Origin of the sequence: Acidovorax sp. (genome assembly GCF_046339755.1) — a bacterium.
Lineage (GTDB): Bacteria > Pseudomonadota > Gammaproteobacteria > Burkholderiales > Burkholderiaceae_C > Acidovorax.
The window spans coordinates 16,862-35,626 of record NZ_JBKDTZ010000411.1 but is presented as its reverse complement, the minus strand read 5'-3'; the positions used below and the strand labels follow the sequence as shown (position 1 = coordinate 35,626).

At 67.2% G+C, this 18,765-nt stretch carries 19 protein-coding genes, 1 tRNA gene and 1 riboswitch; of the genes, 13 read left to right on the top strand and 7 right to left on the bottom strand.

Annotated elements, in window-relative coordinates:
- Together ACK59X_RS35380 and ACK59X_RS35375 are read left to right on the top strand one after the other, a co-directional pair.
- Positions 1-492, top strand: a 492-nt coding sequence (locus ACK59X_RS35380) for an RraA family protein (protein ID WP_409964266.1), incomplete at its 5' end; no start/stop codon positions are given.
- Positions 493-595: 103 nt separating this feature from the next.
- Positions 596-672, top strand: a tRNA-Val gene (locus tag ACK59X_RS35375).
- Positions 673-818: 146 nt separating this feature from the next.
- Here ACK59X_RS35375 and ACK59X_RS35370 read toward each other — a convergent pair.
- Both ACK59X_RS35370 and ACK59X_RS35365 read right to left on the bottom strand, forming a co-directional pair.
- Positions 819-1,868 carry a Bug family tripartite tricarboxylate transporter substrate binding protein gene (locus ACK59X_RS35370; protein WP_409964265.1) on the bottom strand — a complete coding sequence of 350 codons (1,050 nt, stop codon included), beginning with the start codon at positions 1,866-1,868 and terminating at the stop codon, positions 819-821.
- Positions 1,858-3,450: a gamma-glutamyltransferase family protein gene (locus tag ACK59X_RS35365; RefSeq protein ID WP_409964264.1), complete on the bottom strand. Its 1,593-nt coding sequence runs from the start codon at positions 3,448-3,450 to the stop codon at positions 1,858-1,860. Before ACK59X_RS35365 ends, ACK59X_RS35370 begins: the two co-directional genes overlap by 11 nt.
- A 36-nt stretch (positions 3,451-3,486) precedes the next feature.
- Here ACK59X_RS35365 and ACK59X_RS35360 point away from each other — a divergent pair, with 36 nt between their 5' ends.
- Positions 3,487-4,146, top strand: a complete 660-nt coding sequence (locus ACK59X_RS35360; RefSeq protein WP_409964263.1) for a GntR family transcriptional regulator — start codon at positions 3,487-3,489, stop codon at positions 4,144-4,146.
- A 94-nt stretch (positions 4,147-4,240) separates the two neighbouring features.
- On the opposite strand, the gene ACK59X_RS35355 is transcribed toward ACK59X_RS35360, so the two are convergent.
- Complete coding sequence (locus ACK59X_RS35355) at positions 4,241-5,335, bottom strand: saccharopine dehydrogenase C-terminal domain-containing protein (RefSeq protein WP_409964262.1); 1,095 nt, start codon at positions 5,333-5,335, stop codon at positions 4,241-4,243.
- A gap of 125 nt (positions 5,336-5,460) precedes the next feature.
- On the opposite strand from ACK59X_RS35355, the gene ACK59X_RS35350 reads away from it, so the two are divergent.
- The gene (locus ACK59X_RS35350; RefSeq protein WP_409964268.1) at positions 5,461-5,973 is read left to right on the top strand and encodes an Lrp/AsnC family transcriptional regulator; all 513 of its coding nucleotides are present in this window, start codon (positions 5,461-5,463) and stop codon (positions 5,971-5,973) included.
- A 163-nt stretch (positions 5,974-6,136) separates the two neighbouring features.
- Here ACK59X_RS35350 and ACK59X_RS35345 read toward each other — a convergent pair whose 3' ends face one another.
- A complete protein-coding gene (locus ACK59X_RS35345) occupies positions 6,137-6,430 on the bottom strand; it encodes a hypothetical protein (protein WP_409964261.1) in 294 nt (97 codons plus the stop codon).
- 449 nt (positions 6,431-6,879) lie between these two features.
- Between ACK59X_RS35345 and ACK59X_RS35340 the strand changes: the two genes are divergently transcribed.
- Positions 6,880-8,025, top strand: a complete 1,146-nt coding sequence (locus tag ACK59X_RS35340) for a metallophosphoesterase (RefSeq protein WP_409964260.1) — start codon at positions 6,880-6,882, stop codon at positions 8,023-8,025.
- A gap of 52 nt (positions 8,026-8,077) precedes the next feature.
- On the opposite strand, the gene ACK59X_RS35335 is transcribed toward ACK59X_RS35340, so the two are convergent.
- Positions 8,078-8,446 (bottom strand): YciI family protein, encoded by a 369-nt coding sequence (locus ACK59X_RS35335; RefSeq protein ID WP_409964259.1) that lies wholly within the window; start codon positions 8,444-8,446, stop codon positions 8,078-8,080.
- 169 nt (positions 8,447-8,615) lie between these two features.
- Positions 8,616-8,707, top strand: a riboswitch (TPP riboswitch).
- Positions 8,708-8,799: 92 nt separating this feature from the next.
- Between ACK59X_RS35335 and ACK59X_RS35330 the strand changes: the two genes are divergently transcribed.
- The 6 genes from ACK59X_RS35330 to ACK59X_RS35305 are packed head-to-tail and all read left to right on the top strand — an operon-like array spanning position 8,800 to position 14,698.
- Positions 8,800-9,888, top strand: coding sequence for a long-chain fatty acid--CoA ligase (locus tag ACK59X_RS35330; RefSeq protein ID WP_409964258.1), 1,089 nt, complete (start codon positions 8,800-8,802; stop codon positions 9,886-9,888).
- Positions 9,885-11,378 (top strand): acyl-CoA reductase, encoded by a 1,494-nt coding sequence (locus ACK59X_RS35325; protein ID WP_409964257.1) that lies wholly within the window; start codon positions 9,885-9,887, stop codon positions 11,376-11,378. The genes ACK59X_RS35330 and ACK59X_RS35325 overlap by 4 nt, the downstream gene beginning before the upstream one ends.
- Before the next feature lie 9 nt (positions 11,379-11,387).
- A complete protein-coding gene (locus ACK59X_RS35320) occupies positions 11,388-12,134 on the top strand; it encodes an ABC transporter ATP-binding protein (protein WP_409964256.1) in 747 nt (248 codons plus the stop codon).
- Positions 12,131-12,901, top strand: a complete 771-nt coding sequence (locus tag ACK59X_RS35315) for an ABC transporter permease (protein WP_409964255.1) — start codon at positions 12,131-12,133, stop codon at positions 12,899-12,901. The genes ACK59X_RS35320 and ACK59X_RS35315 overlap by 4 nt, the downstream gene beginning before the upstream one ends.
- Before the next feature lie 5 nt (positions 12,902-12,906).
- On the top strand, positions 12,907-13,917 hold the full coding sequence (locus ACK59X_RS35310; protein WP_409964254.1) for an ABC transporter substrate-binding protein: 1,011 nt from the start codon (positions 12,907-12,909) through the stop codon (positions 13,915-13,917).
- Between the two features lie 13 nt (positions 13,918-13,930).
- A complete protein-coding gene (locus tag ACK59X_RS35305; RefSeq protein ID WP_409964253.1) occupies positions 13,931-14,698 on the top strand; it encodes an SDR family oxidoreductase in 768 nt (255 codons plus the stop codon).
- Between the two features lie 22 nt (positions 14,699-14,720).
- On the opposite strand, the gene ACK59X_RS35300 is transcribed toward ACK59X_RS35305, so the two are convergent.
- Positions 14,721-15,719: an NAD(P)H-quinone oxidoreductase gene (locus ACK59X_RS35300; protein WP_409964252.1), complete on the bottom strand. Its 999-nt coding sequence runs from the start codon at positions 15,717-15,719 to the stop codon at positions 14,721-14,723.
- A gap of 104 nt (positions 15,720-15,823) precedes the next feature.
- Between ACK59X_RS35300 and ACK59X_RS35295 the strand changes: the two genes are divergently transcribed.
- Positions 15,824-16,699 carry a LysR family transcriptional regulator gene (locus ACK59X_RS35295; protein WP_409964251.1) on the top strand — a complete coding sequence of 292 codons (876 nt, stop codon included), beginning with the start codon at positions 15,824-15,826 and terminating at the stop codon, positions 16,697-16,699.
- Positions 16,700-16,835: 136 nt separating this feature from the next.
- Here the strand turns inward: ACK59X_RS35295 and ACK59X_RS35290 are convergent, their stop codons facing one another.
- Positions 16,836-17,294 (bottom strand): winged helix-turn-helix transcriptional regulator, encoded by a 459-nt coding sequence (locus ACK59X_RS35290; protein WP_409964250.1) that lies wholly within the window; start codon positions 17,292-17,294, stop codon positions 16,836-16,838.
- 139 nt (positions 17,295-17,433) lie between these two features.
- Between ACK59X_RS35290 and ACK59X_RS35285 the strand changes: the two genes are divergently transcribed.
- A complete protein-coding gene (locus ACK59X_RS35285) occupies positions 17,434-18,630 on the top strand; it encodes an MFS transporter (protein ID WP_409964249.1) in 1,197 nt (398 codons plus the stop codon).
- The last annotated feature ends 135 nt before the right edge of the window (positions 18,631-18,765 follow it).

The following is an 18,765-nucleotide window of genomic DNA, read 5'->3' as shown; positions in this document are numbered from 1 at the left end:
CGCCCCGGCGACAACCTGCTCATCCACAAGGCGCTGAAGCTCGCGCAGCCCGGCGACGTGATCGGGGTGGACGCGGGCGGCGACCTCACCAACGCGCTCATCGGCGAGATCATGGTGGGCGAGGCCAAGCTCAAGGGCTTTGGCGGCATCGTCATCAACGGCGCCATCCGCGACAGTGCCGTGATCCGCAAGGACAGCTTCCCTGTGTTCGCCGCCGGCGTCACCCACCGCGGCCCCTACAAGGACGGCCCCGGTGAGATCAACGTGCCCATCGCCATCGACGGCATGGTCATCGAGCCTGGCGACCTGGTCATCGGCGACGATGATGGTCTGCTGTGCGTGCCCTATGACCAGGCCGAACAGCTGCTGGCCGCCGCGCACGAGAAGCAAAGGATCGAAGCCGTGATGGTGGCCGAGATCGCGGGCGGCACGCAGGACACCGCATGGATCGATGCAGCCCTCAAGCGTGCCAACTGCGCCATCGAGGCCTGATGGCACGGCAGCGGGTGGGCTCACTCTTTTGGATCTTTTGTGGCAACTTTGCCGGGCGCCCCGATTTTTGTGTATATAATCGTGGTCTCGAACAGAACAACACAGGCGCGTAGCTCAGCTGGTTAGAGCACCACCTTGACATGGTGGGGGTCGTTGGTTCGAGTCCAATCGCGCCTACCAAAATTGCAAGCTTGACCAGGGCTTGCAGCAAGAAATGCCCACTCGCAAGTGGGCATTTTTGTTTCTCCATGCGGATCAAAGTATGCAAACAAGAATGGCCCCGAGGGGCCTTTTTTTGTTTGGGTGGTGCTCTGGGCGGCAGCGGGTCAGTCCGGCTTGAAACCAGAGGCCTTCACGGGTTGTTCCCAGCGCTTGAGCTGCTCTGCCTGGAGCTTCTTGAGCCCGGCTGAGTCCAGGTAGTCGGGCACCAGCCCGAGCGCGGAAATCCTGTCCCGCGCATCCTGGGAGCGAAGCGCCTCGGCCACGGCCCGTTCGATGCGCTGCACGACGGCCGGCTGCATCCCTGCAGGACCGTACAGGCCGAAGTACCCATCGGCCGTCATGTTGACGCCCGCCTCCTGCAAGGTGGGCACGTCGGGCAAGGCGCTGGAGCGCTCTTGTCCCGTCACCGCGACAATCTTTACCCTGCCGGCCTTGTGGTGCTCCAGGGTTTCGGAGGCCGTGTCCACCATCATGGGGAGCAGCCCGGCCACCAGGTCTTGCGCCGCAGGTGCGCCGCCTTTGTACGGTATGTGCGTGAGAGGGACGCCGGCGGTCTGCGAAAGCAGCACGCCCGTGAAGTGGCCCAGTGTGCCGGCTCCCGAGGTGGCGAAGTTCGCTTTGTCAGGATTGGCCTTCATCCCGGCCAGCACAGGCTTGATATCGCGTCGCGGGCCTGCGGGGCCGAGGGTGAGCGCGCAGTCGAAGCGCGCGGCGCGCGCGATGGGCGGGAAGTCCTTCACCGCATCGTACGGCAGATTGGGATACAGCCAGGGAGCCACGACCAGCGTGCCGCTGGTGGCCATGACCAGGGTTTGCCCATCCGGCGGCAGGCGCTTGAGCTCCGCCATGGACACCCTTCCCGAGGCGCCCGGCTTGTTCTCCACGACGACGTTTTGGCCCAGCGAGGAACGCAGTTTGTCGGCCAGGATTCGTGTCAATTGGTCGGATGAGCCGCCGGGCGCGAACCCCACAATGAGCTTCAGTGTTTTGTCTTGCGCCAATGCTGGCAAACCAAGTGAGAGTGCCGAGGCTGCGGCTGCTGCGGAAAAGATTCGTCGCTTCATTGTGGGTGTCTCCTGGCTTTTTCTCTGTTGCAGTGGAAGGGGAAGGGAGTGCAGGGGTGATGCGCCTTGGCCGCTCAGGCTAAAAGCCAACGGCCTGTCCGTCCCGGCGCGAGTCGGATGCCGCGATGTACCCATGCTCGGCCTTGTAGATCAACTGGGCTGAACCGAAGTCCAGGCTGTGGCGCTGCGCGACGCTGACCTGGTGTCCGCGGGCGCGCAGGGCGTCCGGCACATCGCCAGGGACATGCGATTCCAGCGTGACCGTTGGGCCTGGCTCCACGCGAAACCGCGGAGCATCGCTCATGGCCTGGGGGTTCTGTCCGAAGCTGGCAAGCCGCGTCACCATCTGCACATGCCCTTGCGCCTGCATCGAGCCACCCATGACGCCCATCGCCATCACAGGCGAGCCATCGCGCGTGATGAACCCCGGGATGATGGTGTGCAGTGGGCGCTTGCCTGGGGCGACGATGTTCGGGTGGCCCGGCACCAGGCTGAAGTCTTCGCCGCGGTTGTGCAGGCTGATGCCGGTGCCTGGAACGACCACGCCGGAGCCGAAGCCATGGTAGTTCGACTGGATGTAGGAGACCATGGTGCCGGCCGCATCCGCCGACGCAAGATAGACGGTTCCACCGGTCTTGGGCATGCCCGGGCCGGGATCGGCCGCGCGCTTCATGTGGATGAGCTTGGCGCGCTCCGCCAGGTATGCAGCGTCGAGCAGGTGCGCCGCAGAGACGGGCGACATGGCAGGGGTGTCCGCACCATACTTCTTGAGGTCGGCGAAGGCCAGTTTCATCGCCTCCAGGCCAACGTGGTAGTAGTCGGCACTGTCCACACCCATGCTGGCCAGGTCGAAGTGGTCCAGGATTCCCAGGGCAATCAATGCGGCAAGCCCTTGGCCGTTCGGCGGAATCTCGTGCAAGGTGTAGCCGCGGAACGACTGCGCGATGGGCTCGACCCACTCGGCCCGGTGCGCCGCGAGATCGGTGGCGCGCAGCGCACCGCCGCATTGCCTGGCGAATGCCTCGATTTTCTCGGCCAATTCTCCCCGGTAGAAACTCTCGCCGCCGCTCTCGGCAATCTGCTCGAGCGTCCTGGCCTGTGCCGGAAAGCGCCAGAGCTCGCCTGCGCGCGGGGCACGCCCGTCCAGGGTGAACGCATCGCGAAAGCCCGGTTGCTCGATGTACCGGGGAACCTGGTTGGCCCACTGCCGCGCAATTTGCGGCGACACCATGAAGCCTTCCTGTGCATACCGAATGGCCGGTTCGAACAGGCGCGCAAAGGGCAGTTTGCCAAAGCGATCCGACAGCGCCTTCCACCCCGCAACCTGGCCCGGTACAGTCACCGAATCCCAGCCCATCTCGGGCATCTTTTCATGCCTATCAAAATACTGCGGTGTCCAGAGCGAGGGTGCGCCCCCGCTGGAGTTCAAACCATGCAACCTGCCTTCATGCCAGACCAGCACGAACATGTCGCCGCCTATGCCGTTCATGACGGGTTCAACCACCGTGAGCGCAATGGCGCAAGCCAGCGCGCTGTCGATGGCGTTACCCCCCTGGTACAGCATGCTCAGGCCTGCCTGTGCCGCCAGGGGCTGGCTGGCGCTCACGGCATTGGCCGCGAGCAGTGGCATCTTTTGCGAGGGGTAGGGGAACGACCAGTCAAAGGCTTGCATGCCTCAAAGTATATTCGTGTATCCAATTTAAGGTGAATGGCCAGCATGCTTACGCCCTTTTCCAGCCCTGCCACTGCCGAGGAAGAAGCCTATCGCTTCCTCCTGGACGGAATCCGCATGGGGCAACTCAAGGCGGGCGACCGCATCGTGCCCGAGGAGATTGCGTCGCAACTGGGCATGAGCCGCATGCCGGTGCGCGAGGCGTTCCGGCGCCTTGCAACGCAAGAATTGCTGACCATTCGCCCCAACCGGGGTGCGGTGGTGCGCGGCCTGAGCCATGAAGAGGCGGTCGAGGTCTTCGAAATGCGTGCCGTGCTGGAAGGCTTGGCGGCAACAGCCGCTCTGCATCGCATCGGCCCTGCGGACATCGATGAACTCGAGCGGCGGCTGGACGCCATGGACCGCTGCGCCGAAGACCTTTCGGCGTGGGTCACCGAGCACCGCGACTTCCACCTGTACTTGTGCGGCCTGAGCGCCCGCCCGCGGCTGGTGGCGCAGATTGCGGCGCTGCACGTGTGCATCGAGCCCCATATGCGGCTATGGCTGCAGTCGACGTACAAGCCCCGGCCCAGCCGCGAGGAGCACGGGTTCATCATCGACGCGCTGCGCCGCAAACGGCCCGAACTGATCGAGGCCGTGGTCCGCGAGCACGTCAGCAGCACGCTGGGCACGCTCGCGAAACTCATGCGCCCCTGAGCACCATAGGGATGAATTGGATACAGTCTTACGGATCATTGTCTGAGTTGTAAGTCTGCCGACGCAGGCGCAGCCTGCGTATCCCGGCTAACGCTCAGCCGATCGATTCCACCTGGCGGTACTGCTGGTAGGCCCGGCCGAAGCGGTTGGCCAGGAAGTCCGGGAGAGCCACCTGCTCCTGGCGAATGAACCCGCGCTGGGGCAGCTTGTGTTCCCGAAACAGGTCCAGGGCCGCACAGATCCCCGCGGCGGTGGTGATCTGGATGGCGGATAACGGGTATGCGCCATCGCGCTCGGCAAAGATCTTGCGCGCGAACACCTCCTGCACGAGCGAGCCGTTCCTGGTGCCTGAGACGGTGACGAAAACCAGCACCACGTCCTGCATGGTGGCGGGCATGCTGCGCCGAAGGACGGTCTTGAGCGTGTCCTGGTCGCTCTTGAGTTGCAGTTCGTCCAGCAGAAATTGCATCAACGCGCGATGCCCTGGGTAGCGCACCGTCTTGTAGTCGAGATTGCGCAGCTTTCCGTCCCACGTCTCGCACAGGGTGCCCAGGCCACCCGACGTGTTGAAGGCTTCGTACTCCACCCCGTCAAGCGAAAAGTGCTCCAGGCCCTCCAGCGGCAGGGCCGAGATCACCCGGCCGTCGTGTATCGCCTCGCACGGATGGCAGTACTCGTTGATGAGGCCATCCACGCTCCACGTCAGGTTGTATTTGAGAGCATTCGTGGGAAACGCCGGCAGGGCGCCCACGCGCATCTTCACGTCGTGCAGGGCCTCGAAGCCGCTGGCAAGGTGGTGTGCCACGATCCCGATGAAGCCCGGGGCCAGGCCGCACTGGGGCATGAACGCGGTTTCAGCGTCCTGTGCAAGGCGCTTGATTTCCTTGGTGGCCGCCACGTCCTCCGTCAGGTCGAAGTAGTGGCAACGGGCACGCAAGGCCGCCTGGGCCGCAGAATTGGCAAGGTGGTATGGGAGCGCATTGACCACGGCAGTGTGTCCGTCCAGGGCATTCGTGAGTTCAACCGGACTGGATGTGTCGATGCAGGTGGTTCGGATGCCCTTGTCGGCAAGTCGACCCAATGCCGCCTGGTCGCGGTCGAAGACCGTCAATTCAAAGTCGCCACTGGTGTGCAGCAGTTGGGCAATGGTCTGGCCGATGTGGCCTGCGCCGAGGAGGGCTACTTTCATGCGGGTTTCCTTTCAGGACGGTGCTCGGTATGAGGCGATGCACCCGAGTGTTCCGAAACCCGCTGACGAAAAAAAGCATGAGTTCGACGAAATGCCATTGTTTTTCGTCGAAATGGATCGTGATAATGTCGAATCGTCATCGCATCCCTTTTTTGACTTGCACCGTTACCGTGAACGCCCCGACAAACCTTCCCGAAACACTGCTGCGCGACAAATTCGACCGGGAGCTCATCGCGCTGCTGCAGGCCAACGCGCGTGAAAGCACTGCCAACCTGGCACGCAAGCTCGGCGTAGCGAGAACGACGGTCGTGGCACGTATTGCAAGGCTTGAGGCAAACGGCCTGATCGGCGGCTACTCCGTACGCCTTGGCGGCGAAGCCGTGGCGCGGGGCGTGCAGGCCTTTGTGGGGATCGTGGTGCAGCCCAAGGCCGGCAGGGAAGTCATCCGGGAGCTGACGAAGTTTCCCGAGCTGCTGCAGCTCGCATCGGTCAGCGGCGAGTTCGACTACATGGCCACGCTCCGGGCAGACAACACGGCGCGGCTGGACGTGCTGCTGGACCAGATCGGGGAGATCGAGGGAGTGACCAGGACAAACACCTCGGTCATTCTTGCCCTTCGAATCGATCGAGGGGGTTAGGGACTGCAACGCGCAGCGCAGCAAGGTGCTTCAATACGGACTGGCTGGAATGCAACCACTGGCCCTGCAAAGTCCATCCGGCCCCGGAAACGGCAAAGCCCTCATCCGAGGGCTTTGACAAGAGCGGGGCAGTCCTGTGGGCCGTCCGAATTCCGGCTGTGCGTTACATTGCGCCGCACGCGGCTGCAACCTTCACCCGTTCTTCATTCATGCGCATGTGCTTTTGAGCAGGTGTCAAAGTCCGCAGGCTGGCGGCCAAATCCATTTCCTCCCTGGCTTTGCGGCACTGGTACGGGTGCACCTGAGAGGTGGCGGGCGCGGCGGCCTGTTGTGCGTGCAAGGCTGGCGGCTGCAGTCCCTGCTCGGCCGATCGGCGCTCGTACTTGCGGTCATTGGCCTCGGCCGCCAACTGCCGTTCCTGCATGATCTCGCCTTGCGAGCGCTGGCGCTCGATCATCTGTCCGGTCAGAAGTCTTGCCGGCGACATCCTTGCAGCGGTGCACCTGGGCGTTCACGGACAGGGCTGCAAGGCCCAAGCAGGCTATGGCGATGGTTTTCCAACGCATGGTGATTCTCCTCCTGGCGCGCAATGTAGCACCGGCTACCCAGCGCTCAGGCCTGAACGCGCGCGCCTTCCCCATCTGGGTGGGTGCACCTGCTGTCCCCTGATTTTGCGAAGCCGGAACCTGAACGGAGCCGTTCGATGGCGCGGACCTTGGTTCTGCTCGCGCTGAGACCTGCCGAATCCTTGGTGCCGGCCAATTCCGTGCCCAAAGTTCGCCAGCGGTCCTCGCCCTCCAGGCATTGGTGGGAGAAAAAGGCACATCCGTATCCACGGGGCTGGATATTCCGGTGCATGGCCGCATCTGCGGATGTCTGCGGCACCGCCGCGCCACTCCTGCCTCCATGCCGCTGCGCCCGCTGACCATCCTGACCACCTTCCTGCACCTGTACATCGGCCTGCGCCTGGTGCTGCCACTTTCCCCATGGCCAGGTGCCGGGCCCGTGCTTGCAACGCTGTTGCTCGTCTCTGCCATCGCATTGCCCAGGCCGTTCCAGCACCGCTCAGGCCGTCGCAGCGCGGCCAGCCCGCTGTGGACCTGGCTGGGCTTGCTGGCCATGGGCTGGTTCTCGTCGCTCCTTGTGCTGACGCTGCTGCGCGACCTGGGGTTGGCCGTGGCATGGGCCGGCGGCTGGATGCAGGAGGGTGATGCAGTACGCGCCAACAGTGCCGCAGCCGTGGTGGTGCTGTCCACGCTGGCATCGCTGCTCGGCTTCTGGAACGCGCGGCGCACCGCGCGCGTGCGGCGCGTGGATGTGCCCCTGGCCGGGCTGCCTGCGGCGCTGCAGGGCTTCACCATCGTTCAGTTGAGCGACCTGCATGTGGGCCCCACCATCCGGCGCGGCTACATCGCGCGCATCGTCAGCCGCGTGAATGAACTCAAGGCCGATGCCATCGCCATCACGGGCGACCTGGTGGACGGCAGCGTGCCCGAGCTGCGCGAGCACATTGCGCCGCTGGCCGATCTGCAGGCGCGCCACGGCAGCTTTGTGGTGACGGGCAACCACGAGTACTACGCCGGCGCAGGGCCGTGGATTGCCGAGCTGCGCCGCCTGGGCCTGCGCGTGCTGCTCAACGAGCATGCGGTGCTGCGGCCGGCGGCGGGGCAGGGCGATGGCGATGCCTTGGTGCTGGGCGGGGTAACCGATTTCACGGCCGGGCACTTCGACGCCAGCCATGCCAGCGATCCGCAGCGTGCGCTGGCCGGTGCGCCGCCCGAAGCCCGCACGCGCGTGCTGCTGGCGCACCAGCCGCGCAGTGCGCCGGCGGCGGCAGAGGCGGGCTTCTCGCTGCAACTGTCGGGCCACACGCACGGCGGGCAGTTCTGGCCGTGGAACCTGTTCGTGCCCTTGCAGAACCCGTTCGTCGCCGGCCTGCATCGGCTGCAGGCGATGTGGGTCTACGTGAGCCGCGGCACCGGCTACTGGGGGCCGCCGATGCGGCTGGGGGCACCGTCGGAGATCACGTTGATCAGGCTGGTGGCGGCCTGAGGCTGGCGACACAGATTCGCTGGCAGGTTCGCTGGCAGATGCCCGGCCCGTCTCACCCCAGGTAGAAATCCATGGGGATCAGTTCCACCGCCCATCCCCCCGCCTCGCCCAACTGGGCCGCGGGGTGCATCGATGCCAGGCGCACGGCCTCCTCACGGCTGTCTGCCTCGATGATGAACAGGCCGCCCACCATTTCCTTGGACTCGGTGTAGGGGCCGTCGCTGATCTGCGGCTTGCCGCCGTGCGGACGCAGGGTGACCCAGTTTTCGGCGTCGCCCAGCGAGGCCGACACCAGAACCTTGCCGGTGGCGCGCATCTTCTCGTCCAGGGCGGGGCACTGGCCCACGAGGGCCTGCACGTCGGCGGGCGCCATGGCGGCGAATTTTTCGGGGGTGAAGTAGGCAAGGCCAAGGTACTTCATGCTGCGGTCCTTTGGGTTGTTGGTGGGGTGGTGCAGCAGCGGATGCTGCTTCCTTCACGACGAAGCGGGCGGCCGGGAATCGACAAGTTCAGAAAAAAGATTTGCTTGGCGTGCCAGCATACGCCCGCCTGGTACCGGCACCCGGTTTCCGATGGCAGGGTAAAATCGCTGCAACGCTCCGGGGTGCACGCAAGTGCTGAGATCCACACCCGAGAACTTGAACCGGGTAATTCCGGCGGAAGAAGAGCTGTCACCCCCTTGCACGGGCGCGCCGCTTTGCATGCGCGGCCCCGTGCCATGGAGCAGGTGGCCTCGGAGCATCCTGTCAAAGAACAACCCAAGGATGCTCGCTCATGGACAAGGCTACCCCGCTGGTGGCGGACCTGCTCGAATTCATCGCCATGGACGGCTGCACGGACGCGCAGTTCGATCAGATGGCGCTGCGCCTGTTCGCGCACCAGTTCGCGGCCAATGCACCGTTCCAGAGTTTCTGCCGGCTGCGGGGCATCACGGCACGCCATGTGAAGACCTGGAGCGACATTCCCGCCGTGCCCATCGACGCCTTCAAGGCCCTGCCGCTGCGCTGCGAGCCGCCGGCCGCCACCGACCGCATCTTCATGACCAGCGGCACCACGCGCGGCGGCAGCACGCGCGGGCAGCATTTCCACCCGCTGCTCGACGTGTACGACCTGTCGATGGCGCGCAATTTCGCGCGGCGCTTCATGCGCGGCAGCGCAGAGCGCATGCCCATGGGCATTCTGTTCCCCGACGAGGTGGCCATGCCCAACTCCTCGCTGGCGCACTACCTGGATCTGGCCAAATCGGCTTTTGGAACGGCCGCCAGCCAGACCTTCGTCACGCCGCAGGGCATGGACCTCGACGGGCTCTGGGCGGCCTTGGAGGCGGCGGAGCGCAGCGGCGAGCCCTATGCGCTGCTGGGCGCGAGCTTCAGCTTCGTGCATGTGATCGACGCGCTGCGCGCGCAGGGCCGAAGCTTTCGCCTGCCGCCGGGCAGCCGCATCCTGGACACGGGCGGCTACAAGGGCCAGTCGCGCGAGCTGCCGCTCGATGCCTTCTACAGCGAGCTGTCGCAGGCGCTGGGCGTGGCGCGCACGGACTGCATCAACATGTATGGCATGACGGAGCTGAGCACGCAGTTCTACGACGATGGCAATGCCGCCGTGCCATCGGTCAAGTCGGGGCCGCACTGGATCCGTTCGCGCCTGGTCGATCCGGTCACGGGCCGCACGGTGCCTGCGGGGGAGCGCGGCATCCTGGTGCACTGCGATCTGGCCAATTTCAACTCGGTCACCACCATCCTGACGGAAGACGTGGGCCTGCCCGCCGAGGGCGGTTTCCTGCTGCTGGGCCGTGCCGAGGGGGTGGAGGCCAAGGGCTGCTCGCTCGCGGTCGAGGAGTTCGTGCGGGCCACGGCGGCATGACGAGCAAGCCCCATCGCATCCAGGCAGGCTATCTGCCGGGGCTCCCTGCTGCGGAGGTCGACTGGCAGGTGCTGCCCTTTGCGCAGGGCAGCGAGTCGCTGGAAGTCGCGGTGCCCGTGCTGTCGGCTGCGCAGATGGATGCGCTGGCGGCGCGTGTGCGGGGGGCCAGCGCCCTGCACCTCAAGACCATGGCCGTGTCGGACATCATTGCCGTGATCGACCAGGCCATCGCCCGCCTGCTGGACCGCAGCGACCCCTACCGCCAGCAGGCAGAGGCGTACCTGCCCTTGGTCAGCGGCTATGACCGCGAGATGGTGCGGCTGGGGCTCACGGGCTTTTTCAAGACCTTTCGTGCGGCGCAACTGCACCGCTTCGTGGCCGAGGATTTTGCCAACCCCAAGCTGCTCGACGGCTTTCAGCCCACGCCCAAGGGTGGCGCGGTGCGCGCCTTCGGCCCCGACCTGCTGGTGCACAACTGGGCCGGCAACGTGCCCGCGCTGGCGCTGTGGAGCATGGTCTGCGGCCTGCTGGTCAAGGCCGGCAACATCGGCAAGCTGCCCAGTGCCGAGCCGCTGTTCGCGGGCTGGTTCGCGCGCCTGCTGGCCGAGGTGCACCCGCCCATTGCCGATTGCTTTGCGGTCGTTTGGTGGCGCGGTGCGGGAGAGGACGGTGCATCGGGTGGCGCCTCGGCCCTCTACGCCCAGGCCGACACGGTGCTGGCCTATGGCGGCAATGAGGCGCTGGACGCCATCCGGCGGCGCTTGCCAGTCACCACGCGCTTTTTGCCCCACGGGCACAAACTGGGCTTTGGCGTGGTCAGCGCATCGGCGCTGGATGCGCACAAGGCACCCACCCTGGCGCGGCTGGCTGCATGGGATGTGATGCGCTACGACCAGCAGGGCTGTTACTCGCCGCATGTGTTCTATGTGCAGCGCGGCGGGGTGGTGTCGCCGCGCGCCTTTGCCGACCACCTGGCGGGCGAGCTGGCCAACCTGCACCGGCGCTTTCCGCGCCGGCCGCTGTCCGTGGAGGATTCCGCAGCCGTCGCCAGATGGCAGCAGGCCGTGGAGTGGAAGGCGCTGTCTTCTCCCTCCGGTCAGGAAGCGGCGGACCAACTGATCGGCGCGCCCTCGGCCGCGTGGAGCGTGGCCTACAACGACACACCGCAGCCCCTGGCGCCCACCGCCACGCAGCGCACCATCCAGGTCGTGGCCGTGGATGCGCTGGACGATGTGGTGCCCCTGGTGGCGCCGCACAGCCGGTTTTTGCAGACCGCCGGCATCGCCGCTGCGCCGGCCGAGCTGTACCGCCTGGCCGGGCTGCTGGGCTCGGTGGGCGTCACCCGCATCAGTGCCATCGGTGCCATGAGCGCGCCCGAGGCGGGCTGGCACCACGATGGCCGCTTCAACCTGCTCGACCTGGTGCGCATGACCGAGATCGAGCAGTCCGCCGAGCTGGCTGCCGAGCCCTTTGCGCCCTATGCAGACTGAAGGCCGGCCATGAGTTTTCTTTCGATGGAGCAGCTGGTCTTTACCTACCCGGGCCGCCCGCCCGTGGTGGATGGCATCGACTGGCGCATGCAGGCGGGCGAGTTCCATTGCCTGGTGGGCCGCAGCGGCTGTGGCAAGACCACGCTGCTGCAACTGGCCGCCGGCCTGCTGCGGCCACAGTCGGGCCGCGTGCTGCTGCAGGGGCAGGCGCTGCGGGCGCCCGGGCCGCAACTGGGTTTCATGTTCCAGGCGCCGACCCTGCTCGACTGGAAACGCGCCATCGACAACGTGCTGCTGCCCGTGTCGCTGCAGCGCCGCCCGGCTGCGGGCGATGTGGAGCGGGCGAGGGCGCTGCTGGACCAGCTGGGCCTGGCCGCGCATGCGCAGCACTACCCGCGCCAACTCTCCGGCGGGCAGCAAAGCCGCGTGGCGCTGGCTCGCGCGCTGGTGCTGGAGCCCGCGCTGCTGCTGCTCGACGAGCCCTTTGCCGCGCTCGACGCCATCACCCGCGCCGAGCTGCAGGACGACCTGCTGCGCACCTGCCGCCAGCGCGGCACCACGGTGCTGTTCGTCACGCACGACCTCCACGAGGCGGTGTACCTGGGCGACCGCATCGCCGTGATGCATGCCGGCCGCATCGTCGACGACATCCGTGTCGACCTGCCGGGTCCGCGCACCCAGGCCATGCGCGATGAGCTGCCGTTCAACCGCCTGTGCGGGTGCGTGCGCACAAGCATGGACGGGGTCGCCGCATGAAGCCGACGACAGCCTTGCAGGCCCGGCTCATGGCCGCTGCGCTGCTGCTCGTGCTGCTGGCGGCATGGGAGTTCACCGTGCGCCGCTCGGGGCTGTCGGCCCTGGTGCTGCCCGCACCTTCGGCCGTGGCCGCTGCGCTGTGGAACGGCGTGGCCACCGGCTACTTCTGGCCGCACGTGCGGGCCACGCTGTCCGCGCTGCTGCTGGGGCTGGTGGGCGGCGGTGCGGCCGGCCTGCTGATGGGGGTGGCGCTGGCCGAATCGGTGTTGCTCGAACGCGTGCTCAGGCCCTACGTGGTGGTGAGCCAGGTGGTGCCCAAGCTCGCGCTGGCGCCGCTGTTCGTGCTGTGGTTCGGCTTTGGCATCGTACCCACGGCGCTGATCACGGCGCTGATCTGTTTCTTTCCGCTGATGGAGAACACGCTGACCGGACTCAAGCATGTGGACCCGTCGCGCCTGCAGCTGTTTCGCATGCTGGGCGCCACGCGCGGGCAGACGCTGCTGCGGCTCAAGCTGCCGGTGGCGCTGCCGTTCATCCTGGCAGGCCTGCGCATGGCCGTGGTGCTGGCCTTGGTCGGCGCCGTGGTCGGTGAATTCATCGGCGCCAGCCACGGGCTGGGTGCGGTGGTCATCGCCTCGCAGGGAATGATGGACACCGCCCTGATGTTCGCCGCGCTCTTCCTCATCGCCCTGATCGGGCTCGTGCTCTACCAGGCCACGCTGCTGCTGGAGCGCTGGCTGCTGACCCCTTATACCGGCAACCCTTGAAATCCATGAACCGCTTCACACAATCCATGCCCCTCTCCCGCCGCACCGTGCTCGGCGCCTCCGCTGGCCTCGCGGCCATGCCCTTTGCCGGCTTGGCGTCTGCACAGTCCAAGGGCAAGATCACCGTCGGCGGCTGGAGCAAGCCGATCAGCGAAATCACCAACCTGCTCGCCGAGCCGGACAAGGGCTTCTTCAAGGCCCAGGGCGTGGAGCTGGGCTATGTGCCCGGCGCGGGCGGGGGCGATGCCATCCGCAACCTGCTCGCAGACCAGGCCGACGTGGCGTTCACCGACCCCGGCTCCTTCTTCACGGCGCTGGACAAGGGCGAGAAGCTCACTGCCATCTACGACATCTACCCGCAGAACGTGTTCAACGTGGTCTCGCTCAAGTCCGCCAACATCCACAAGCCGGCGGACTTGAAGGGCAAGAAGATCGGCGTGTACAGCCTGGCCAGCGGCACGCGCCAGAACCTGTTGGTGATGCTGCACCAGGCGGGGCTCAAGGAGTCGGACGTGACCATCGTCGTCACCGGCCTGCTCAACTTCGCGCCGCTGGTGCAGGGGCAGGTCGATGCGACCGCCGCCACCGACACCGGCCTCGTGGTGGGGCAGCGCAAAGGCCTGGGCGAGGTCAATGTGATGCAGGTGCGCGACTACCTCAACGTGTCGAGCGACCTGTTCGTGGTGAAGCAGGAAACCTACCCGCAACGCAAGGAACTCTTCAAGGCCTTCCTCAAGGGCTACCGCGACAGCGCCGCCTGGATGATCGCCAACCCCGAGGAGGCCGCGACCCTGGCCGTCAAGCACGCCATCGACGGCACGCAGCGCGACATCAACCTGGAGGTGATCCGCCTGCGCAATGCATCGTCGATGCCCTCCGCTGCAGGCGCCAGGCTGGGCGCCTTCAACCTCGACTCCCTGCAAAAGGGAGCCGACGCCTACCGCGCGCTGGGCCTGGTGCAGCGCCAGATCAAGGTGGCCGACGTGGTCGACACCAGCCTGCTGCCAGCGGCATAAGAGGAGCCCGGCCATGAAGTTCCAGGGCAAGGTGGTGCTGGTCACCGGGGCCAGCCGGGGCATCGGCGCGGCAATCGCCAAGGCGTTTGCGCGGGAGGGTGCGACGGTGGCCATCAACCACCTCTCCAACGATGCGGCTGCTGCCGCCACGGTGGCGGCCTGCCAGGCCGCTGGCGGCGATGCCTGGGCCGCCAAGGCCGATGTGGGCTCTGCCCCTGCGGTACAGGCCATGGTCGATGCCGTGGCGCGCGAGCTCGGCCCCATCGACATCGTGGTGAACAACGCCTTCAAACCCTACGCCTTCGATCCGCGCCACCGCACGCTGTTCGACGACCTGCAGTGGAGCGACTACCAGGCGCAGTTCGACGGTGCGGTGGGTGGTGCCTTCAACGTCTGCCGCGCGGTGCTGCCGCAGATGCGCCAACGCGCGCAGGGCGCCATCGTGAACATCGTGAGCAACCTGGTGGAGCACCCGGTGGTGGCCTACCACGACTACACCACGGCCAAGGCCTCGCTGGTGGCCTTCAGCCGCAACCTGGCCACCGAGCTGGGGCCCTTGGGCATCCGCGGGAACTGCGTGGCCCCCGGGCTCGTCTACCCCACGCAGGCCAGCGAATCGACAAAGGAGTCGTTTCGCGAATCGCTGATGGCCGCCACGCCGCTGCTTCGCATAGCACGGCCCGAAGACATTGCCGGGCCCGTGCTGTTCCTGGCCTCGGACTGGAGCGGGTTCATGACCGGGCAGGTGCTGTTCGTCGATGGCGGCTTGGTGATGCGGTAGGCGCCTGGGGTGGGATGGGCTGTCATGGGCGGTGTGAATCTGGCCGCAGCAGAATCTTCCCCACGCTCAACCCCGTCTCCATGCGCCGGTGCGCGCCGGCCGCATCCGCCAGCGGGTAGGTGCTGTCGATCACCGGGCGCAGCGTGCCGTCGGCCAGCGCGCCCAGCCAGCGTTGGGCAAAGCGCTGCGTCATGGCCTGCTTGACTTCGGGCGGGCGCGATTTCATCACCGTGCCGTAGATCTGCAGGTGGCGGTACAGCAGCACATCGATGGGCAGTTGCGCGGCTTCGCCGGCGCCGCCGAGCAGGCCCACCACCGTCATGCGCCCGCCCACGGCGAGCGAGCGCACGTTGCGTTCCAGGTAGGGGCCGCCAATGAAGTCGATCACTACGTCCACGCCCTTGCCGCCCGTGTGCTCCGCGACCACGGCCTGGAAGTCCTGGCTGCGGTAGTCGATGAACACGTCGGCCCCGAAGCCGAGCACCGCGTCGCGCTTGTCGGCGCTGGCGGTGGTGAATACGCGCGCCCCGGCGGCGTGGGCCAGTTGCACCGCGGCCGAGCCCCCGCCGCCTGCGGCCGCGTGGATGAGCACTGATTCGCCAGGCTGCAGCCGCGCCAGGTGGAACAGGGCCTCGTGCGCGGTGACGAACACCTCGGCGATGGCGCCGGCCTCGGTGAGCGAGAGGTTGTCTGGCACGCGCATGGCCATGCGGTGGTCAATGCGCGAATACTCCGCGTAGGCGCCGCCACCCACGATGCCCATCACGCGGTCGCCCACGGCAAAGCCCTGCACCTCGGGCCCCACCTCGGCCACGGTGCCGGCGATCTCCAGGCCCATCAGGTCCGAGTCGCCGAAGTAGGCCCGCCCATAGGCGCCCTTGCGGTGCGAGAGGTCGGCGCGGTTCACGCCGATGGCGGCGTTGTGCACCAGCAGGTCATGGGGGCGCACCTCGGGGCGGGGGATCTCGCGGGCCACGAGCACCTCGGGGCCGCCGAATTCATCAAAAACAATGGCTTGCATGTTGGGGCTTTCTTGTCAGGTTCAGTGATGGCCCACAGCTTAGGGCGGATTTGTGCATGTGAAATGCAGCGTTTTTGAGCTGCAGTGATGCAAAATTGCATCGCATGAACTGGGACGACACGCGCATCTTTCTGGCCTTGACCCGCAGCCCTTCACTGCGTGCCGCCGCCCGCAGCCTGGGCGTGGACCAGGCCACAGTGGGCCGGCGCCTGCAGGCACTGGAGGCCGAGTTGGGCACCACGCTGTTCCTGCGCGCCAAGGGCGGCTACCAGCTCACCGCTGCGGGCGAGGCGGCGCTGGGCGCCGCGCGGCGCATGGAGGCGGCGGCGCTGGACCTGCGCACCCGCATCGAGGGGCAGGACGAGAGCCATGCGGGACTGGTGCGCGTGACCTGTTCCGATTCCATCGCCATCGACTTCCTGCTGCCCGCCATCGATCGCCTGCAGCAGCGCTGGCCAGGCATCCGCGTGGACCTGGAGGTCTCTGCCCAGGTGCTGAACCTCAGCCGCCGCCAGGCCGACATCGCGTTTCGCAACGTGCGCCCCGAATCGCCCGACCTGGTGGTGCGCCGCGTCGTGTCGTGGCCCGTGGGCCTGTTCGCCAGCGCGGCGTATCTGGAGCGCTTTGGCACGCCCGTGCCCGACGACGAACTGCGCGGTCACCACCTGGTGGCCTACGGCCCCACTCTGGCGCAGCGGCCCTACCCCACGGCGGTGGAGGTGCCGGCGCGCCAGGCCCGCATTGCCATGGCCGTCAACTCGGGCCTGCTGGTGCGCAAGGCGGTGGCGGCCGGCATCGGCCTGGGCGAGATGCCGGTGCACCTGGGCGAGCGTGAGGGCCTGCTGCGCATCTGGCCGCAGCGCCGCCGCGCGAACGACCACGAGGTCTGGCTGGTGATGCACCCCGACCTGCAGCGCACGGCCAGGGTGCGGGCTACGGCGGAGTTTTTGGTCCAGGCGCTGGAGGACGCGGCTGTCTGACGAAGTCCAACCCTAGTGTCCCGAGTTGGAAATTCGTTGAACAAATCTCCCGACAATCGCCGCCATGCGTCGTTGCAAATGCGCGCCATGCCAGCCGGCATGGCTGTGCTTTGCGCCTAGCTTCCAACTCAGGACACTAGGCCACCTTCTTCACCTCGGTCGCGTCCGGCGCCAGCACCGAGCCATCGCGCGCCCGCGGCGCCATGAAGGGCACGGGCTTGCCGGTGCCCTTCTCCAGCAGCACCGAGTGCCGCTCGCCGCGCCCGAACAGGTGCTGCTCGCCCCATTGCCGCAAGGCCAGCACCACAGGGAACAGTGTTTCGCCGCGCGGGGTCAGCACGTACTCCTGGTAGGCGCTGCCGTCCGACGCGGGCTGGGTCTGCAGGATGCCGGCATCCACCAGCCGGCGCAGGCGGTCGGCCAGGATGTTGCGCGCCACGCCCAGGTTGCGCTGGAAGTCGCCAAAGCGGCGCAGGCCGTCGAAGGCGTCGCGCACGATCAGCAGCGACCAGCGGTCGCCGATGGCGTTCAGGCTGCGGGCCACGGGGCAGGGTTCGGCGGTAGCTGCTGCGGGTGCGGGCTCATGGCGTGGCATGCGTGGTTCCTGGGCGTTGCGGGAATTGCGAGTGTGGTTGCATTTTAAAACCTGATTGGCTACCATCCATCTGGTTTTGTTTTGCAACTGGATTGGTTTTGCCATGCCTTGTTCTTCCTCTGCCTTGCCCCGACCCGCCATGCCGAGCTCCCTGGTGGGCCTGTTCGCCCTGGCCAGCGGCCTCGCCGTGGCCAACGTCTACTACGCGCAGCCTTTGCTGGATACGCTGGCTGCGGAGTTCGGCATCGGCCATGCGGCCATTGGCGGCGTGGTGCTGGCCACGCAGATCGGCTGTGCGCTGGCCTTGCTGCTGCTGGTGCCGCTGGGCGACCGGGTGGAGCGACGGCGCCTGATGGCGGTGCAACTGCTGGCGCTGGTGGCGGCGCTGGCCACCGTGGGCGCGGCGCGGTCCACGCCGGTGCTGCTGGCCGGCATGCTGGGCGTGGGCCTGTGCGGCACCGCCATGACCCAGGGGCTGATTGCCTATGCCGCCAGCGCGGCGGCGCCCCATGAGCAGGGCCGGGTGGTGGGGGCTGCGCAATCCGGCGTGTTCGCGGGCCTGCTGCTGGCCCGTGTCTTTGCGGGCGGCGTGAGCGATGTGGCCGGCTGGCGCGGTGTGTACCTCTGCGCCGCGCTGCTCATGCTGGCGCTGGCATGGCCGCTGTGGCGCCGGTTGCCGGTGCTGCCGCCCGGCCCATCGGCGGGCCTGGGCTACCGGCAACTGCTGATGTCGATGTGGGGGCTGCTGCGCGAGGACCGGGTGCTGCAGGTGCGCGGAATGCTGGCGCTGCTGATGTTCGCGGCCTTCAACATCTTCTGGAGCGCGCTGGTGCTGCCGCTCAGCGCCCCGCCTTTTGCGTACTCGCACACGGCCATCGGCGCCTTCGGCCTGGTGGGCGCCGTGGGGGCGCTGGCTGCGGCCCGCGCCGGGCGCTGGGCCGACCAGGGGCATGGCCAGCGTACCAGCGTCGCCGCATTGGCACTGCTGCTGCTGGCGTGGTGGCCGCTGTCGCTGCTGCACCAGTCGCTGTGGGCCCTGCTGCTGGGCATTGTGCTGCTGGACCTGGGCGGCCAGGCCCTGCACGTCACCAACCAGAGCCTGGTGCTGCGTTCGCGCCCCGAGGCGCATGGCCGCCTGGTGGGGCTGTACATGCTGTTCTATGCAGTGGGCAGCGGCCTGGGGGCGGTGGCGACCACGGTGACCTATGCCCATGCGGGCTGGCAGGGTGTGTGCCGGCTGGGGGCCGCGGTGAGTGTGGGCGCACTGGGCTTCTGGTGGGTGACACGGCCCGGCGGCCGCGCCTGCCCGCGCGCCCCAGGTGCGTGCCGTGCGTGAGGCGCTGGCCCGCTCGTCGGCGGCAACCGGGTGACAATCCGCACAGACACCGCGAAAAACGGCCGTTTGCAGTCCCGGGTGGAGACTTCCCCCTGCAATCGTCCGCGCACACGCCATCGGCCCCCGCAGAGGGTG

Bases quoted from the DNA above. Each gene is read 5' to 3' on its own strand.
- ACK59X_RS35320 (WP_409964256.1), top strand. From the start codon at position 11,388: ATGAGTTTTCTTTCGATGGAGCAGCTGGTCTTTACCTACCCGGGCCGC.
- ACK59X_RS35315 (WP_409964255.1), top strand. From the start codon at position 12,131: ATGAAGCCGACGACAGCCTTGCAGGCCCGGCTCATGGCCGCTGCGCTG.
- ACK59X_RS35360 (WP_409964263.1), top strand. From the start codon at position 3,487: ATGGCCAGCATGCTTACGCCCTTTTCCAGCCCTGCCACTGCCGAGGAA.
- ACK59X_RS35305 (WP_409964253.1), top strand. From the start codon at position 13,931: ATGAAGTTCCAGGGCAAGGTGGTGCTGGTCACCGGGGCCAGCCGGGGC.
- ACK59X_RS35325 (WP_409964257.1), top strand. From the start codon at position 9,885: ATGACGAGCAAGCCCCATCGCATCCAGGCAGGCTATCTGCCGGGGCTC.
- ACK59X_RS35310 (WP_409964254.1), top strand. From the start codon at position 12,907: ATGAACCGCTTCACACAATCCATGCCCCTCTCCCGCCGCACCGTGCTC.
- ACK59X_RS35295 (WP_409964251.1), top strand. From the start codon at position 15,824: ATGAACTGGGACGACACGCGCATCTTTCTGGCCTTGACCCGCAGCCCT.
- ACK59X_RS35365 (WP_409964264.1), bottom strand. From the start codon at position 3,450: ATGCAAGCCTTTGACTGGTCGTTCCCCTACCCCTCGCAAAAGATGCCA.
- ACK59X_RS35300 (WP_409964252.1), bottom strand. From the start codon at position 15,719: ATGCAAGCCATTGTTTTTGATGAATTCGGCGGCCCCGAGGTGCTCGTG.
- ACK59X_RS35345 (WP_409964261.1), bottom strand. From the start codon at position 6,430: ATGATCGAGCGCCAGCGCTCGCAAGGCGAGATCATGCAGGAACGGCAG.
- ACK59X_RS35335 (WP_409964259.1), bottom strand. From the start codon at position 8,446: ATGAAGTACCTTGGCCTTGCCTACTTCACCCCCGAAAAATTCGCCGCC.
- ACK59X_RS35350 (WP_409964268.1), top strand. From the start codon at position 5,461: ATGTCGAATCGTCATCGCATCCCTTTTTTGACTTGCACCGTTACCGTG.
- ACK59X_RS35285 (WP_409964249.1), top strand. From the start codon at position 17,434: ATGCCGAGCTCCCTGGTGGGCCTGTTCGCCCTGGCCAGCGGCCTCGCC.
- ACK59X_RS35355 (WP_409964262.1), bottom strand. From the start codon at position 5,335: ATGAAAGTAGCCCTCCTCGGCGCAGGCCACATCGGCCAGACCATTGCC.
- ACK59X_RS35340 (WP_409964260.1), top strand. From the start codon at position 6,880: ATGCCGCTGCGCCCGCTGACCATCCTGACCACCTTCCTGCACCTGTAC.
- ACK59X_RS35290 (WP_409964250.1), bottom strand. From the start codon at position 17,294: ATGCCACGCCATGAGCCCGCACCCGCAGCAGCTACCGCCGAACCCTGC.
- ACK59X_RS35330 (WP_409964258.1), top strand. From the start codon at position 8,800: ATGGACAAGGCTACCCCGCTGGTGGCGGACCTGCTCGAATTCATCGCC.